The sequence below is a fragment of the Micromonospora sp. NPDC093244 genome (assembly GCF_040683695.1).
Lineage (GTDB): Bacteria > Actinomycetota > Actinomycetes > Mycobacteriales > Micromonosporaceae > Micromonospora.
Genome location: NZ_JBFBEO010000001.1, coordinates 1177427 through 1194261 on the forward strand (window position 1 = coordinate 1177427; position 16835 = coordinate 1194261).

Genomic DNA, 16835 nt, shown 5'->3' on the forward strand with positions numbered 1-16835 from the left:
CGACTATCGCTCGCATGATCAAAACCTTTCGGGAGGTACGTCGGATCGGGTCAGCTCGGCCAGGGCGAACCGGTTATGCGCTCGACAGTCGTCACCCGTCGCAGGCCGGGGATGAAGTGCTCGAGGATGTCGGAGTTCACTGTGCCGTTGGTGGTTTCGGGGCGGCCCTTCAACCCGTCGACCGTTGCTCGCAGAAACTCGTTGGTGAAATCCCCGCGCGGATGGGCGGCCAAGATCTCGGCCAGCTGATCGCTGTCCAGTCCGTCCAGGCCGAGACCGAGCACGTCGGTCAGGACACCGAGGTACGTGGTCGCGATTTCCGGGCCCATCCGGTCGGGGATGCCAGGCGTGGTGTGCAGCGCGATCGCCGTCCAGACGGTCTCGGCGGCGGCGGCGGAGAAACCCCGGTCCAGGAGGAACCGGCGCGCATGGTCGGCGCCGTCCACCTCGAAGCGCTGCTCGACATCGGAGAAGGGCGTCAGGAGGCCGCTGTCGTGGAACATGGCCGCCAGGTAGAGCAGTTCCGGATCCGGTTTCACCCCGAGCCTGGCGGCGTGGATCAGGCCGAACAGGTAGACCCGGCGCGAGTGGTGGTAGATGAGGGAGCTGGTCGTCTCCTGGATGTGCCGTGTCGCTTCCGCGACCGCCGCTGTCTCAGGAATCTCCCACCCCGCGATGACCTCTGGCATGGTGCATGGCCCTTCCGGAACGTGCGTGGACGCTGTTTCCACGCCCATGCTGCCCACTGATCCTCGTCCGTCGCCGCCTTTGTCTGGCCAGGTTCCCCTCAGATCAGGACAGGGGGCGTGCTACCAATAGACGGTGTCCGGTGGCGCGGACGCACCCGTCCGCGCCACCGTCGCCGCCGCCACGGCGGCGGCGCCGCAGCCGGCCAGATCGAGCCCCTATAGTCGCCAGGTGAACGTGGAACGGGTCCGGCAGGCGTACTCATCGGTCGCGGAGCTCTACATCGGGCTGTTCGGCAGCCGCGAGCAGGTACACCCCGACGACCTCGCCTTCATCGGGCGGCATCTGGCGGGCCGGCCCGGCGCGGTGCTCGACCTGGGCTGCGGGCCCGGCCACCTCACCGACCACCTCCGTTCGCTGGGGGTCGACGCGAGGGGACTCGACATGGTCCCGGAGTTCATCGACCACGCCCGGGCGACGCACCCGGGTGGCAGGTACCAGCTCGGGACCATCGACACCCTCGACGTCGCCGACGGTTCCCTCTCCGGGCTCCTGGCCTGGTACTCACTGATCCACTTTCAGCCGCCGCATCTCGACGGCGTGCTCGCTCGGCTCCGGCGGGCTGTGGCCCCGGGCGGGACGGTGGTGATCGGCTTCTTCGACGCCGACGAGGTGGGCGCGTTCGACCACAAGGTCGTTACCGCCTATCGCTGGCCGGTCGACGAATTCTCCGCGCGGCTGGCGCGAGCCGGCTTCACCGAAGTGGAACGCCTTCAGCGGCCCGGCGATGACACTCAGCGGCCGCACGCAGTCATCGCGGCCACCGCGACCGCCTGAGGATCGCCGACGACGCCCCGCGTCCATCGACGTTTGTGGCACCCGAGTGTCGGGCAACACCACTCGCCATGACGAATGAACGAGTCAGGTCCGTCGGCGGCTACTTCATGCGATTTCTCGGGGGAGTGGCGGTCATCGTGGGCATTCTGGGTTTCTTCGGCACGTTGACCGAGGGCAATCTGGTCGGGTTGATCCTCAGCGTCATCTTCGTCGTCGGCGGGGCCGTCGCCCTCAAGCGCTCCGGCGGGACGCGTCGCGCGAGAGAGGTCGCGTGAGGTATCGCCTCAGGTGACGGCCGGTCGTCAGGTCGGACGGGTGGGACTGTCGTCCAGCATGTGGTTACGGGCCGGACGCCAGGTCCACCGGTGGCATCCTGGGCGGGGAGCACTGTCGCTCTCCCCGTGCCACTCGCACGGTGCGCCGACGATCGGAGCAACAGCCCATGGGTGGCTCACGCATTCTCGCGCTCGGTCACTACCAGCCGGCCGCCGTGCTCACGAACGACGACCTGGCGCGCATGGTCGACACCAGCGACGAGTGGATCCGCAGTCGGGTGGGGATCCGTACCCGCCACATCGCCGACAAGGCCGAGTCCGTCGACCTGATGGCGACCCAGGCGGCCCGGCACGCTCTGGAGAACGCCGGCGTACGGGCCGAGGACGTCGACTACGTCCTGGTCGCCACCTGCACCGCCGAGGACCGGTCGCCCAACATCGCCGCCCGGGTGGCCGCGCGGCTGGGCCTGCCGAGTCCGGCCGCGCTTGATCTCAATGTCGCCTGCGCCGGCTTCACGCACGCCCTCGCCACCGCCGACCACGCCATCCGCGCGGGAGCGGCGCGCACGGCCGTCGTCGTCGGCGCGGAGAGACTCTCCGACTGGACGGACTGGTCGGACCGGAGCACCTGCGTGCTCATCGGTGACGGTGCGGGCGCCGCGGTCCTCACCGCCGCCGAGCAGCCGGAGGTCGGGCCCGTCGTGTGGGGCTCGGTGCCGGAGATGTCCGACGCCGTCCGCATCGAGGGACGCGACGGCACGTTCCAGCAGGCGGGGCAGACGGTCTTCAGGTGGACGACGACCGCCCTTCCGCGCATCGCCATCTCGGTCTGCGAGCGTGCCGGCATCGACCCGTCGGAACTGGCGGCGATCGTCCCGCACCAGGCCAACCTGCGCATCGTCGAGCCACTGGCCCAACGGATCGGCGCCGAGAACGCGGTGATCGCCAGGGACGTCGTCGACTCGGGCAACACCTCGGCGGCAAGCATCCCGCTGGCGCTGTCCAAGATGGTCGCGCGTGGTGAGATCCCCTCCGGAGGCTGGGTGCTGCTGTTCGGCTTCGGCGGTGGCCTGTCCTACGCCGGCCAGGTGGTGCGCTGCCCCTGATCAGCCCGGCTCCGCTCGCCGCCCGGGGGCAGCGCGCGGGCCGTGCCGCGACGCTCAGAGCTGCGCGATCGCCGCTTCGGTGGCCAGGGCTATGAGGGCGTCGTCGGAGGTGGCGTCCTTCTCGTCGCGGCTGGACAGCACGACGAGGACGATCGGGGCGCGATCCGGCGGCCAGATCACGGCGATGTCGTTGCGGGTGCCGTACCCGCCGGTGCCGGTTTTGTCACCGACGATCCAGCCGTCCGGAACGCCGGCCCGGATCAGGGTGCCGCCTGTGGTGTTGCCCCTCAGCCAGCCGATGAGGGTGTCGCGGTCGGTGGGTTCGAGGGCGTCGGCGACGGCGTACGCCCGCAGGTCGTCGGCCAGTGCCGTAGGGCTGCTGGTGTCCCGCCTGTCGCCGGGCGTCGCCTCGTTGAGGCTTGTCTCGTACCGGGAAGCGTCGGTGACCGTGTCACCGATCTTCCGCAGTTCGGCCTCGAACCGCTTCGGTCCACCGAGGTGCCGCAGCAGCAGGTTGCCGGCGGTGTTGTCGCTGTACCGGACTGCGGCGTCGGCGAGGGCGCGCAACGTCATCCCGTCGGCGACGTGCCGCTCGGTGATCGGCGAGTGCGTCACCAGGTCGCTCGCCGAGTACCGCACGACCTTGTCCAGTTCCGCGTCGGTGGTCGCGTCGAGGACCTCGGCGGCGGCGAGCGCCTTGTACGTCGAGGCGTACGCGAACCGCTCGTCGGCGCGGTAGCGCACCGTCCGACCCGTGCCTGTGTCGATGGCGTGGACGCCCAGCCGTGCCCCGTACGTCTTCTCCAGCCGGGGGAAGTCCTGGCTGCGGTCGGGGGTGGGGGAGGCGCTGGCCGGTGCCTCATCACGGTTGCGTACCGGTGCCTCGGCCGGCTCGGGGACGCTGCTGCACGCGGCCAGGGCGGCCACTGCCGCCGCCGCGACGGCCGCCGTCGTCAGACGTCCTGTCGGCCCGGCGTCGGGGCGGGAACGGAACATGACCCGAAACCCCCATTTGTGCTGGTGGCTGACGCTCGCGAACAGGGAGACGGCGGCCATAGTATCGCCCCCGCCAGCCGGGGTACCTGTCAGTGAGACTGCTGATGGGAGCGGACATGACGAAGGTTCTGATGGTGTTGACCTCGCACGACCAGCTGGGGGACACCGGAAACAAGACAGGCTTTTGGTTGGAGGAGCTGGCGACGCCCTACTACCGCTTTCGGGACGCCGGATGGGACGTGACGCTCGCCTCACCCAAGGGTGGGCGGGCGCCCCTGGACCCGAAGAGCAGGGAGCCGGATTTCCAGACGGATGAGACCCGCCGGTTCGAGGCGGACGCCGAGGCGGAACGCCAGCTCGGTTCGACGGTACGGCTCGACTCGGTGTCGGTCGAGGAGTTCGACACCGTCTTCTACCCGGGCGGCCACGGCCCGCTGTGGGATCTCGCCGAGGACGACACATCTGTCGAGCTGATCGAGCGGGTCGTCGCGGCGGGCAAGCCCATCGCGCTTGTGTGCCACGCACCGGGAGTGTTGCGGCGCTGTACGACGCCAGGTGGTGAGCCGCTGGTCGCCGGACGGCGGGTCACCGGTTTCACCGACAGCGAGGAGGAGGAGATGGGCCTGACGAAGGTCGTGCCCTTCCTCGTCGAGAGTGAGTTGACCGCCAAGGGGGCGGAGTTCTCCAAGGCCGGCAACTTCGAGCCGTACGTGGTGGCCGACGGTCTGCTCGTCACCGGTCAGAATCCGGCCTCGTCGGGTCCGGCCGCGGACCAGCTGATCTCCCTGGTCGCCCGGAACGGCTGACAGCAGCGCCGCCTTCGTCCGGTGGGGCCACGACCAGTGGTCCCGCCGGACGGAGTCGCTACACCCGCCGACTGTGACATCTGATGTATGCGCGTGGCGCTATGCGTGTCGGCCCCGCCCGCCTCTGCGGCCGCCAGCGAATCTCCTCTGAATCTTCCTGGTCACTGTGCTGGGGACGACAAGGTCCACATCGATCGATCATTGCCTATCTCGCGACCCCGGTGTAACGTTCGCGAAACACATCGTATGTTTGTCCGTCGATGGGTTGCCCAGGGCCCCACACGGCGACGTCGTGTTGTGGCACCACCGAGCGGATCCACTGTGGCTCTCATTCCTGTCGCGCGCGCGGGGTGGCCGGATCGGTCACCGTTTGGAGGATCGATGTCAGACCTGACCCGACGGCAGGCCCTGAAGATGGGCGCGGCCGGCGCGGGCGGCGCCCTGCTGCCGCTACCGTGGACGGCGGTGGCCCGAGGTGAATCCGCGGCGCCTCCAGCGGTGCTGGCGGCCGGGGATCTGGCGCTCTGGTACGACGAGTCGGCCGGCACCGACTGGCTCCGGGCGCTACCGATCGGAAACGGCCGGCTCGGCGCCATGGTGTTCGGAAACGTCGACTCGGAGCGGCTACAGCTCAACGAGGACACCGTCTGGGCCGGCGGCCCGCACGATCCCAGCAACACCAGAGGCGCGGGAGCGCTGGCGGAGATCCGGCGACTGGTCTTCGCGAACCAGTGGACCCAGGCCCAGAACCTCATCAACCAGAACATGCTCGGCAATCCGGTGGGGCAGTTGGCCTACCAGACCGTCGGCAACCTCCGGCTGACCTTCCCCACCTCGGGCTCCGCCTCGCAGTACGACAGGCAACTGGACCTGACCACCGCGACCACGTCGGTGACGTACGTGATGAACGGTGTGCGTTACCAGCGTGAGGTGTTCGCGAGCGCGCCCGACCAGGTCATCGCAATGCGCCTGACCGCCGACCGGGCCGGGTCGGTCACGTTCACCGCGACCTTCGACAGCCCGCAACGGACGTCGGTCGCCAGCCCGGACGGCACCACCATCTCGCTCGACGGCGTCTCCGGCAACCAGGAGGGGATCAACGGATCGGTCCGCTTCCTCGCGCTGGCCAACGCCACAGTCAGCGGCGGCACCGTGTCCAGCTCCGGCGGCACCCTGCGGGTCACCAACGCCACAAGCGTGACCTTGTTGATCTCCATCGGCTCCAGCTACGTCAACTACCGCAACGTCGGGGGTGACTACCAGGGTCTCGCGCGGGGGCGCCTCACCGCGGCGCGGGCGAGCAGCTACGACCAGTTGCGCGGCCGGCACGTGGCCGACTACCAGGCGCTGTTCGCTCGGGTCAGCCTGGACCTGGGCCGTACCTCCGCCGCCGACCAGCCGACCGACGTGCGGATCGCCCAGCACAACAGCGTCAACGATCCGCAGTTCTCCGCGCTGCTGTTCCAGTTCGGCAGGTACCTGTTGATCTCGTCGTCGCGGCCCGGCACCCAGCCGGCCAACCTCCAGGGCATCTGGAACGACTCGTTGACCCCGTCGTGGGACTCCAAGTACACGATCAACGCCAACCTGCCGATGAACTACTGGCTGGCCAACACGACGAACCTGTCGGAGTGTCACACCCCGGTGTTCGACATGATCCGGGACCTCGCGGTCGCCGGCACCCGTACGGCCCAGGTGCAGTACGGCGCGGCGGCCGGCTGGGTCACCCACCACAACACCGACGCGTGGCGGGCCACCTCGGTGGTGGACGGCGCCTTCTGGGGCATGTGGCAGACCGGTGGAGCCTGGCTGAGCACCCTGATCTGGGACCACTACCTGTTCACCGGCGACATCGAGTTCCTGCGGGCGAACTATCCGGCGATGAAGGGTGCCGCGCAGTTCTTCCTCAACACCCTGGTGACCGAGCCGACCCTCGGCTACCTGGTGACCAACCCGTCGAACTCGCCGGAGCTGAGCCACCACACGGACGCCAGCGTCTGCGCCGGCCCCACGATGGACAACCAGATCCTGCGGGACCTGTTCGACGGCTGCGCCCGGGCCAGCGAGATCCTCGGCGTCGACGAGACGTTCCGCGCCCAGGCGCGCGCCACCCGCGACAGGCTCCCCCCGATGAAGATCGGATCTCGGGGCAACATCCAGGAATGGCTCTACGACTGGGTGGAGACCGAGCGCAACCACAGGCACATCTCCCACCTGTACGGGCTGGCCCCGAGCAACCAGATCACCAAGCGGGGTACGCCACAGTTGTTCGAGGCCGCGCGCAGGACGCTGGAGCTGCGCGGCGACGACGGCACGGGCTGGTCACTGGCCTGGAAAATCAACTTCTGGGCGCGGATGGAGGAGGGAAAGCGGGCCCACGACCTGATCCGCTATCTCGCGACCGCGGCACGCCTCGCGCCCAACATGTTCGACCTGCACCCGCCGTTCCAGATCGACGGCAACTTCGGCGCCACCGCCGGCATCGCGGAGATGCTGTTGCAGAGCCACGCCGGTGAGCTGCACGTCCTGCCGGCGCTGCCGCCGGCGTGGCCGAGCGGCCGGGTGGCCGGCCTGCGCGGCAGGGGTGGGCACACGGTCGGCATCACCTGGGCCAACGGACAGGCCACCGAGATTCTCCTGCGGCCGGACCGCGCCGGTACGGTTCGCCTCCGGTCGCGGATCCTGACCGGCACCGTCACGGTTGTCGACACCGCCGACGGCACGGCAGCCCGGACCACGCGGATCGAGAGCGACCTGATCGACGTCACAGTGCAGGCCGGACGCACCTACCGGGTCACCAGTTCCGGCGCCACCACACCGACGTTGGAGCAGAGCTTCACCAACGCGGGCATCACCAACGACACCAACACGGGCGTCGGCAACTTCGACGGCAACGGGGCCACGCTCTCCGCGCAGGCGCTGGCGCAGGCCGGCGTCACCCCGGGCAGCACGGTGAGCCGCGACGGGGTCACCTTCCGCTGGCCCAACGTCAGCCCCGGAGTCGCCGACAACGCCATCGCCTCGGGCCAGTCGATAAGCGTGACAGGCACCGGTCGTACTCTCGGGTTCCTCCTGGCCGGCACGTACGGCGCGGTGTCGGGCACCGCCGCGGTGGTCTACGCCGACGGCACCCGTCAGACGTTCACCCTGAGTTCTCCCGACTGGTACGGGGGACCGAACTCCGCTGGTACGGCGGCCATCGTGACCGCGTACCAGAACCGGCCCGGCAACCAGCGTCAGGCCACGGCCGCCTGCATCTACTACGTCGGCGTGACGTTGCAGAACAAGGCGGTGGCCCGGGTGGAGTTGCCGAACATCAGTGCCCGGCCCGCATCCGGGGTGCCGACCATGCACATCTTCGCCATCGCGGTCGGCGCCTGACGGCGTCCGTACGCACCTGCCGACCACCCGGCCCCGCGCGTGTCCCATCCGGACGCGAGCGGGGCCGGGTGGCGCTTGACGGGCGACGGACTCATCGGTGAGAGTCTATGGCGCAGAGGTTGGCACGCTGTGGGAGCCCGGTGTGTCATCGGGCAACTGTGTACGCGGGTACGGGTGCGATCGGGCCGCACCTGTTAGCGCTAACAGCGGTGCGTTCACCACCGATCCGGTCGTGGACGGACGCCGATTCTCGTGCGTGACGCGTGTGAAAAAGGCTGCGTCACCCCAGCTCAGGAGAATGCTCTATGAGGAAATCCAGAGGGGCAAACCTCGCAGCGGTGTCGGCCGGTGCCGTTCTGCTGGCCTCGACGGCTGTCGCCATGGCGGTGCCAGCGGGTGCCGCAGCCGCCGGATGCTCGGTGGACTACAGCGTGTCGTCCCAGTGGCAGGGCGGCTTCGGCGCCAACGTCACGATCACCAATCTCGGCGATCCCGTCAGTGGCTGGACCCTGACCTGGTCCTACAGCGCCGGTCAGTCCGTCCAGCAGGCGTGGAACACGTCGTTGACCCAGAGCGGCGCCGCGGTCACCGCTCGGAACGTCGACTACAACGGGGCCATCGCGACCAACGGGACAGCCTCCTTCGGCTTCAACGGCTCGTGGACCGGCAGCAACCCCGCTCCGACCAGCCTCGCGCTGAACGGGGTGGCCTGCACCGGAGACACCGGACCGACCACCCCACCCCCGACCACCCCGCCCCCGACCACCCCGCCCCCGAACGGCCCTGCGGACATCACCGTGAACAGCGCCACCAGGTACCAGACGGTCGACGGGTTCGGGGCCGCGACGCCGATCTGGGGTGGCACCTGGTCGACTGCCGAGACACAGACGCTTGTCGGGATGGGCGCCAACCAGCTCGGTCTGTCCATCGTGCGGACCGGCCTCTCACCGGTCTCCAGTGAGTGGCCGACCCAGGTGAACGCCCTGAAGACGGCGAAGACGTCGGGCTCGGGGGTGAAGATCCTCGCGTCGCCCTGGACGGCGCCGGCCGCGTGGAAGACGAACAACAGCCGGACCAACGGCGGCAAGCTGAAGACCGACTACTACGACGACTACGCCAACCACCTGAACAGCTACGTCCAGTACATGCGTAACCAGGGTGTGGCCATCGACGTCACCTCGGTGCAGAACGAGCCGGACTGGCACCCGGACTACGACTCGATGGACTGGAGCGGCACCGAACTCCGCAACTTCGTCCGTGACCAGGGCGCGAGGGTGCAGAACACCAGGCTGATGGTCGCCGAGGCGGTGAACATGAACTACGGCTTCACCGATCCGACCCTGAACGACACCACCGCCCGGAACAACATCGGCTATATCGGCGGCCACCTGTACGGCACCGAGGACTCGGGTCGGCTGAGGCCGTACTCCCTGGCCGAGCAGTACAACAAGCCGGTGTGGATGACCGAGTGGAACTACCACGAGTCCGACGGCAGCGGCTCGAACATCTGGGGCAACCCCAGCAACCTCGCCGTCTGGAACGAGACGCTCGACGACATCATGCGGACAGTGCACAAGTCGATGGAGTCGAACTGGAGCGCCTACATCTGGTGGTACGGCAAGCGGTACTACTCCTTCATCGGCGACGGTGAGGCGGCGTACGGCACCACGGCCGGCGCCCCGCTCAAGCGCGGGTACGCCTTCTCGCAGTACGCCAAGTTCGTCCGCCCCGGCTACCAGCGGGTCGCCCTGACGAAGAGTTCCAAGGCCTCACCCCTGGAGGTGACCGCCTACCAGGGCGACGGGAAGATCACCCTGGTGATCCTCAACCGGTCGAACAGCGCGGTCAACAACGCGGTGATCCAGGCGCCGCAGAACGTCACCCGGGCGGAGCACTACCTCACCTCCCAGAACGCCAACGCGGCAAGCCAGCCGACGAGCGTGAACGGAGGGCAGGCCACCGTCAACGTCGGCCCGCGCAGCATCTCCACTGTGGTGTTCACCCTCTGACGGACACGCCGGGCCGGCCGGGAGTGCGGGTGTGGCGGATCGTCCGCACCCGCACGCCCCGATCGTGGTCCCGCCGGGGCGGGAGCGGCACCTCTCCGTCCCACACTCCACAGCGATATTTAGTGAGGATCGTCGATATTGACGTGAGCCGTCGGCGGCGACAGGATCTTGGCACCACCCCCACCGTGATCCGTCTGTGAGGCGTCATGACCCGTCCCCGCCTTCCGTTCCTGCGCGCAGCCGCACGCCTGGCCGCCCTCGCCACGGCCACCGCCGGCGTGCTGCTCACCGTCGCCACACCCGCGAGCGCCGCCGTGCCCACCGGCCGCTACGTCGCTCTGGGTGACTCGTACACCTCTGCCCCGCTGGTTCCCACCCAGACCGACCTGAACTGCCTGCGGTCCAACCGCAACTACCCGTCGCTGGTGGCCACGTCCGCCGGCACCTCGTCGTTCGCCGACGTGAGCTGCTCCGGCGCCACCACGGACGACATCCTCTACGGCGGCACCGGCCAGTTGGGCATCACGCTGCCGCCGCAGCTCAGCGCGGTCACGTCGAACACCGCCCTGGTCACCGTGCAGATCGGCGGCAACGACATCGGCTTCGCCGGCATCATCGGCGACTGCGCGGAGGCCAGCCTCAGCAGCCCGCTCGGGCAGCCGTGCAAGGACCGCTACACGGCCGGAGGCGTCGACCAGTTGCAGGCCCGGATCACCGCCACGGCGCCGAAGGTGACGAGTGTGCTCCAGGGGATCCGCCGGGCCGCGCCGGGCGCGCGGGTCGTGGTGCTCGGCTACCCGGCGATCGTGCCGGACAGCGGGTACGGCTGCTGGCCCGTCGTCCCGATCGCCTACCAGGACGTGCCGTACCTGCGTGCCGTCGAGAAGTCGCTAAACGCGATGCTTGCCAACACCGCGGCCGCGAACGGCGCCACCTACGCCGACGTCTACACCCCGTCGATCGGCCGCGACGCGTGCAAGAGCAGCGGCACCCGGTGGGTCGAGGGACTCGTGCCGCAGAACGCGGCCGCCCCGTTCCACCCGAACGCCCGTGGTGAGCAGGGCATGGCCACCGCGCTGCTCGCCCGTCTCAACAGCTGACCGGACACGCGATCGCCCGAGCCGGCCCCCCTTTTTCGCGAAGGCGGGCCGGCTCGGCCGCGTCGGCGCTGGTTCGGGCGATCAGGTGGGTGCGGGCAGGCTGTCCATGAACGAGCTGACCGAGAAGACGGCCCGACCCGCACCGGCCGGCCCGTAACCGGGAGGGCTGGAGAGGCCGTGGGCGTCCATCGTCGCCCGGTAGACCTCCAGCAGGCGGACGTGGTATTCCAGCGGCGCGCCCTCGGGGTTGGCCCGTCCGAGCGGCGTGGTGGGCTCCGGGCACCAGGTGGTGAACCGGGGCGTGATCCCGCGCGACATGAAGTACTCCAGCCCTTCGGCCGTGGAGTCGATCGCCTCCTCGACGCTCGTGAAGCCGTGCGGGGCGGCCATCTCGACGCCCGCCACGAAATTCGGGATCACGTTGCGCGGGCCGAACACCTCCGCGGAGTCGAGGATCCGGCGATGCCACTCCTCCCGGCCGACGTACCGCTCCTTGCCCGGGCAGTACAACTCGAACAACCGCTTGTCCCACACCTCGTAGTTGGGGTGGTAGATGCGGATCCCGTAGTCGTGGAACCGTTGCACGTCGGCTCGGGGGAGTGCCTGTGCCACGACCTTGCCGATCCACCGCCCTGGGAACCGTTCCTCGATCGCCTGCGCGTACTGGCCGTAGAAGTCCGCCTCGGCCAGCCCGCCGACGTGCGAGGTGATGCTGCCGCCGGTGAGGGTGTACGCCTGCGAGACCCGCTCGGTGTCGTACCGGTCGATGATCTCCAGGGCCTCCAGCACCTCGTCGACGGGCTTGACGCCGGTGTAGGGACGACCCGCCTGCTTGTGCTGCCGCCAGTTGTGGTTGATGTCGCAGTACTGGCACTCCTCCTTCGCCCCGAAGTACTGGCAGACCCGGAACGCGGTCAGGTAGATGAGGTAGCCCCACTGGATGGTCGGGGCGACCTCCATCACCGACTTCCCGTTGGCGAGGGTGTGCCGGTAGTAGTTCGGCATCGGCGGTAGTCCGACGTCGGCAATCGGCTGTCCGTCCAGGAACAGCCGCAGCCGCCCGTCACTGTCGGTGCGGACGCGGTACGGAGACCCGGGATTGGTCCGGACCGAGACGACGGTCCGGCGCAGCTCGTACGGCCCACCGGTGAGAACGATCTCCTCGGGCGGCCGGCGCAGCGCGGCGGTCCCCAGTTCCGGAAGCGTCCGGTGGTCGAAGGAGAAGATGAAGTACGACTTCGGCTTGACGTCGCCGTTCTCGTTGTCGGTCAACGCCGCGTCGTCGAAGGCGAGGCCGCCACGCAGCAGGTCCTCTTTGATGACCGCCTCGCGGGGCACCTGCGGGAATCGGCTCATCAGTTCTTCGACGAGGTCGGTACGCGACGTCATGCGGGTCCCTCCGATCGGGGTGCCGGACCGGGTGGCGCGCGGCCACCCGGTTTCGACGGTTCAGCTCTGCTTGGTCTCCCAGAAGATCTTCGAGATCTCGTCGATCTTCGCGAGCAACTGCTCCGCGACGGCCGGGTCCGCAGCCCCCTTCGCGCCGCCGGCGCCGGCGAGCTTGGTGGCCTCGTTGAAGAGACCGTGCAGGTGCGGGTACTTCTCGAAGTGCGGTGCCTTGAAGTAGTCGGTCCACAGCACCCAGAGGTGGTGCTTGACCAGCTCGGCCCGCTGCTCCTTGATGATCAGCGACCGGGTGCGGAACTCCGGGTCGTCGCTGGCCTGGTACTTCTCCGCGATTGCCTTGATCGACTCGGCCTCGATACGGGCCTGGGCCGGGTCGTAGACGCCGCACGGGAGGTCACAGTGTGCGCTCACGACGGTGCGCGGGCTGAACAGGCGGGGCAGATGCATCGGAATCCCTCCAACGGCGAGCAACGTGATCCACGGCGGAGGTTAAGACCTCAACCGCGCTTCATGTCAACCTCCGTCGTCGTCGGCCCGCCGTACACCGATTGTGCGCTCCTGCTCCGGCCGTACCTGGGGGAACCGCGTGTGAGAATCGTCGCCGTGACCGACGTGACGCGGAGCGCCTGGTTCCAGGTCGACGTCACGCGGCGAGGCGGGTGATCGCCGCGACCGACAGGTCCACGTCCGCCTCCGTGGTGGTGGCGTTCGACACCGAGATGCGCATGAGTCGCCGGCCCCGCCACGTCGTACCGCCAGCCCAGCAGGTCCCGTCCGCCTGCACCGCGGCCACCACCCGGTCGGTCCGCGCGTCGTCACCGAAGTCGACAAGCACCTGGTTGAGGACCACCTCGTTGACCACCTCGAACCCGGCCGCGGTCAGACCCTCGGCGAACCGGCGGGCCAGGGCGCAGCAGCGGTCCACCAGGGCCGCGAGCCCGTCGCGCCCCAGCTCGCGCAGGCCGGCCCAGACCGCGAACCCCCTGGCGCGGCGGGAGGACTCGGCGGTGAGCTCCGCGCCCGCCGGCACGCCACCGGAACCGACGAGGTACGCGGCGCTCAAGGACATCGCCGCCGCGTGCGAGTCGGGCCGGGCGCAGAAGGCGAAGGCGGTGTCGTACGGCAGGTTGAGCCACTTGTGGCCGTCGCAGGCCCACGAGTCGGCCAGCTCCAGCCCGTCCACGAGGTGACGGGTGGCGGGACTCGCCGCGGCCCACAGGCCGAAGGCGCCGTCGATGTGCACCCAGGCGCCGTGCCGGTGTGCCAGCTCGCAGGCTTCCCGCAACTCGTCGCAGGCGCCGGTGTTCACGTTTCCGGCCTGGAGGCACACGATGGTGGGGCCCACGGGGCCGGCCCGCAGGACGTCGCCCAGTGCCCCGGGGTCGATCGCGCCGTTCGGGCCGGCCGGCACCGGCCGCACGGCGTCCAACCCGAGGCCGAGCAGGCGCAGCGACCTGTCGATGGTGGCGTGTCGCTCCGCTCCGGCGACCACCCGGACCGGCGGCGCGCCGATCAACCCGCGTCGTTCGACGTCCCAGCCCGCGTCGGCCAGCACCTGGTGCCGGGCGGCGGCGAGCCCTGCGGTGTTGGCGGCCTGTCCGCCGGTGACGAAGCCGACCGACGCGGTCGTCGGGATGGTCAGCAGTTCCTTCAGCCACGCTCCGGCGGTGGCCTCGGCCGCGATGGCGGCCGGCGAGGTGACGGCGTTGAAGGCGAGCTGGTCCCAGCCGACGGCGAGCATGTCGGCGGCGGTCGCCGCCGGTAGCGCACCACCCACCACGAAACCGAAGTAGCGCGGGCCGGCGCTGGCGACCAGGCCGGGCTCGGCCGCGGCGAGCAGGTCCGTCACCACCCGCTGCGCCGGGGTCGGTGCGGCGGGCAGCGGACCGGAGAACGCCCGTGCCAGCCCGGCCTGGTCGGGCGGCGCGACGGGCCGGTCCGGCAGCGACAGTCGGTAGTCGGCGGCGTGGTCGGCGGCCAGGCGGAACAGCTGGGTCAGGTCCTCCATCGACGCACCCTATCCCCGGTCGGGAACCGGTCGACGACCACTGTCGCGGCGAGGTGTCCGTGGCCGGGCGAGGATTTTGCGATGCTGTGGCGGTTCACCTGATGACATCACCCGATTCGAAGGGGGCACCGCGATGGCGAAGGTCATCTCCACGCTGTTCATCTCGGCCGACGGTGTGGCCGAGATCGACCCCGACTGGCACTTCCCGTACTTCGACGACAACATGGGCCGCGCGGTCGGCGAGGACTACGACGCCGCCGACGTCCTGCTCATCGGCCGCGAGACGTACGACAGCTTCGCCGGCGCCTGGCCGGACCGGGAGGCCGCCGGCGGGGAGGACGCGTCGTTCGCCAAGCAGCTCGGCGACGTACGCAAGATTGTCGTCTCCCGCCAGCCGCTGACGTTCTCCTGGCGCAACTCGGAACTGCTGGCTGGTGACCTCGTCGACGTCGTGGCCGCGTTGCGGGCCGACGCCGGCAGCAAGGGTGTCCTGATTCCCGGGTCGATCTCGGTGGTGCAGCAGCTTCTCGCCGCTGGACTGGTCGACGAGTTGCGCCTGCTGGTGCATCCGGTCGCCGCGCGCAAGGGCCGCAGGTTGTTCGACGACGGCGAGACGCCGTACCACCTGAAGGTGACGGCGACCGAGGTGTTCCCGACGGGCGTGATCCGCGTGATCTACGCGCCGACCGCGGCGCCCGGCGCCGTCGGCTACGACGAGGTCAAGGACCAGGTGCCGGCAGGAAACTGACGTCGTCGCCGTCGCCCGTCCCGGCCCGCCGGGCCCCACTGGACGGTGACGGTTCGAACCGGCCCCGCCGCTGTGCGCGACGGGGCCGGTCGGAGCTGTCCGACGCTCGCCGTTGTCAGGCGATCGTGCAGGCCGCGCCGTTGAGGGTGAACGAACCCGGCCCGGCGGTGTTGCCGGTGTGCGTGGCCTGGAAGCCGATGGTGACCGACCCGTTCGGCGGGATGCCGCCGTTGTAGGCGACGTTGCGGGCCGTCACCTGCCCGGAGGTGGGGGAGTAGGTGGCGTTCCAGCCGGAGGTGACGCTCTGCCCGCCGGGCAGGGTGAACACCAGGGACCAGCCGTTGACGGCACTCGTGCCGGTGTTGGTGATGGTGATGTTCTCGGTGAGCCCGGTGTTCCAGGCGTTGATGGCGACACTCACCCGACAGGCGCCGGAACCCGGCGGGGGCGTCGTGGGCGGGGGCGTCGTGGGCGGCGGCGTGGTGGGCGGCGGCGTCGTTGGCGGGGGCGTCGTCGTGGGCGGCGGCGTCGTGGGCGGGGCGGACAGGCCGAAGAACGCGACGGCCGCTGCGGCCATGCCGCTGGCCGGCAGGCTGTGCCCGGCACCCTGGATGCTGTACGCCTCGACCTGGACGGTGCCGCTGGAGTCGGCGTACCTGCGCCGGTTCCAGTTGACCTGCGGCGTGTCGGTGGAGGTAGGTGTCTGGCTGAGCCCGAACACGTTCGTCCACTGCTCGATGGTCTCCTGAAGGAGCGAGTACGGCACGAGCGTGTCGCTGGTGCCGTGCCACAACTGCACCCGTGGGCGGGGGCCGGTGTAGCCGGGGTAGGCCTGGCGGACCGCGTCACCCCACTGCTGCGGGGTGCGGTTCATGCTGCCGCCGGTGCACTGGCTGCTGCCGGGCGGGTAGTCCGCCGCGTTGGCGAAGCAGTTGAAGGGCACTCCCATGAACGCGGCGCCGGCCTTGAACACGTCGGGGTACAGGGCAAGCATGTGGTTGGTCATCATGCCGCCGGACGAGCTGCCGGTGGCGTAGACCCGGTCGGCGTCGGCGCCGTACTGCTGCTGCGCGTACCGGATCATGGAGATGATCGACACCGGGTCGCTGCCGCCGCCGCGACGCTTGGCGGCGTCCGACCAGGTGTCGAAGCAGTTGCCGAACCCGGCCTGCTGGGTCGCGCTCGGGTAGATCACGATGAATCCGTACCTGTCGGCCTGTGCGGCGAACTCGCTGCCGGAGTAGAAGCCGGGGCCGGACCCGCCGCAGCCGTGCATGGCCACCACGACCGCCGGCCGGGCCGGACGGGTGTCCGGCACGTAGACGTGCATGCGCATCCGGCCCGGGTTGTCGCCGAAGCTGGTGACCTCGACCAGCGACGCGGCGTACGCGGGCCGGATGGTGGGAACCATCAGGCCGGCGGCCACCAGCGACACGGCGAGGCCCAGTAGTAGCAGTTTCCTTCTGATTGTCACG

14 protein-coding genes are annotated in these 16835 nt (G+C 69.7%); 8 read left to right on the forward strand and 6 right to left on the reverse strand.

Annotation, left to right across the window (positions count from 1 at the left end; translation table 11 throughout):
• Positions 1–50: 50 nt before the first annotated feature.
• Complete coding sequence (locus AB0N27_RS05170; RefSeq protein WP_364366074.1) at positions 51–737, reverse strand: HD domain-containing protein; 687 nt, start codon at positions 735–737, stop codon at positions 51–53.
• 181 nt (positions 738–918) lie between these two features.
• Between AB0N27_RS05170 and AB0N27_RS05175 the strand changes: the two genes are divergently transcribed.
• From AB0N27_RS05175 to AB0N27_RS05185, 3 genes are all read left to right on the forward strand, one after another.
• Positions 919–1524, forward strand: coding sequence for a class I SAM-dependent methyltransferase (locus AB0N27_RS05175; protein ID WP_364363370.1), 606 nt, complete (start codon positions 919–921; stop codon positions 1522–1524).
• Between the two features lie 68 nt (positions 1525–1592).
• Positions 1593–1799: a hypothetical protein gene (locus AB0N27_RS05180; RefSeq protein ID WP_364363373.1), complete on the forward strand. Its 207-nt coding sequence runs from the start codon at positions 1593–1595 to the stop codon at positions 1797–1799.
• A 167-nt stretch (positions 1800–1966) separates the two neighbouring features.
• Entirely contained in the window at positions 1967–2905 is a 939-nt protein-coding gene (locus AB0N27_RS05185; RefSeq protein WP_364363376.1) for a beta-ketoacyl-ACP synthase III, read from the forward strand.
• Positions 2906–2959: 54 nt separating this feature from the next.
• Here the strand turns inward: AB0N27_RS05185 and bla are convergent, their stop codons facing one another.
• On the reverse strand, positions 2960–3901 hold the full coding sequence (bla, locus tag AB0N27_RS05190) for a class A beta-lactamase (protein WP_364363379.1): 942 nt from the start codon (positions 3899–3901) through the stop codon (positions 2960–2962).
• A 116-nt stretch (positions 3902–4017) separates the two neighbouring features.
• Between bla and AB0N27_RS05195 the strand changes: the two genes are divergently transcribed.
• From AB0N27_RS05195 to AB0N27_RS05210, 4 genes are all read left to right on the forward strand, one after another.
• A complete protein-coding gene (locus AB0N27_RS05195) occupies positions 4018–4707 on the forward strand; it encodes a type 1 glutamine amidotransferase domain-containing protein (RefSeq protein WP_364363382.1) in 690 nt (229 codons plus the stop codon).
• 381 nt (positions 4708–5088) lie between these two features.
• Entirely contained in the window at positions 5089–8088 is a 3000-nt protein-coding gene (locus AB0N27_RS05200; protein WP_364363385.1) for a glycoside hydrolase family 95 protein, read from the forward strand.
• A 305-nt stretch (positions 8089–8393) separates the two neighbouring features.
• The gene (locus tag AB0N27_RS05205; RefSeq protein ID WP_364363388.1) at positions 8394–10097 is read left to right on the forward strand and encodes a cellulose binding domain-containing protein; all 1704 of its coding nucleotides are present in this window, start codon (positions 8394–8396) and stop codon (positions 10095–10097) included.
• Between the two features lie 206 nt (positions 10098–10303).
• Positions 10304–11197 (forward strand): SGNH/GDSL hydrolase family protein, encoded by an 894-nt coding sequence (locus AB0N27_RS05210; RefSeq protein ID WP_364363390.1) that lies wholly within the window; start codon positions 10304–10306, stop codon positions 11195–11197.
• Between the two features lie 81 nt (positions 11198–11278).
• On the opposite strand, the gene AB0N27_RS05215 is transcribed toward AB0N27_RS05210, so the two are convergent.
• The 3 genes from AB0N27_RS05215 to AB0N27_RS05225 all read right to left on the reverse strand — a co-directional run bounded on the left by AB0N27_RS05215 (position 11279) and on the right by AB0N27_RS05225 (position 14612).
• Entirely contained in the window at positions 11279–12586 is a 1308-nt protein-coding gene (locus AB0N27_RS05215; RefSeq protein WP_364363393.1) for a radical SAM protein, read from the reverse strand.
• Between the two features lie 60 nt (positions 12587–12646).
• The gene (gene sodN / locus AB0N27_RS05220; protein ID WP_364363396.1) at positions 12647–13051 is read right to left on the reverse strand and encodes a superoxide dismutase, Ni; all 405 of its coding nucleotides are present in this window, start codon (positions 13049–13051) and stop codon (positions 12647–12649) included.
• Between the two features lie 196 nt (positions 13052–13247).
• Positions 13248–14612, reverse strand: coding sequence for a pyridoxal-dependent decarboxylase (locus AB0N27_RS05225; RefSeq protein ID WP_364363399.1), 1365 nt, complete (start codon positions 14610–14612; stop codon positions 13248–13250).
• 133 nt (positions 14613–14745) lie between these two features.
• On the opposite strand from AB0N27_RS05225, the gene AB0N27_RS05230 reads away from it, so the two are divergent.
• The gene (locus tag AB0N27_RS05230; RefSeq protein WP_364363402.1) at positions 14746–15360 is read left to right on the forward strand and encodes a dihydrofolate reductase family protein; all 615 of its coding nucleotides are present in this window, start codon (positions 14746–14748) and stop codon (positions 15358–15360) included.
• Between the two features lie 115 nt (positions 15361–15475).
• Here the strand turns inward: AB0N27_RS05230 and AB0N27_RS05235 are convergent, their stop codons facing one another.
• Positions 15476–16834, reverse strand: a complete 1359-nt coding sequence (locus AB0N27_RS05235; RefSeq protein WP_364363405.1) for a PHB depolymerase family esterase — start codon at positions 16832–16834, stop codon at positions 15476–15478.
• Position 16835: the final 1 nt, after the last annotated feature.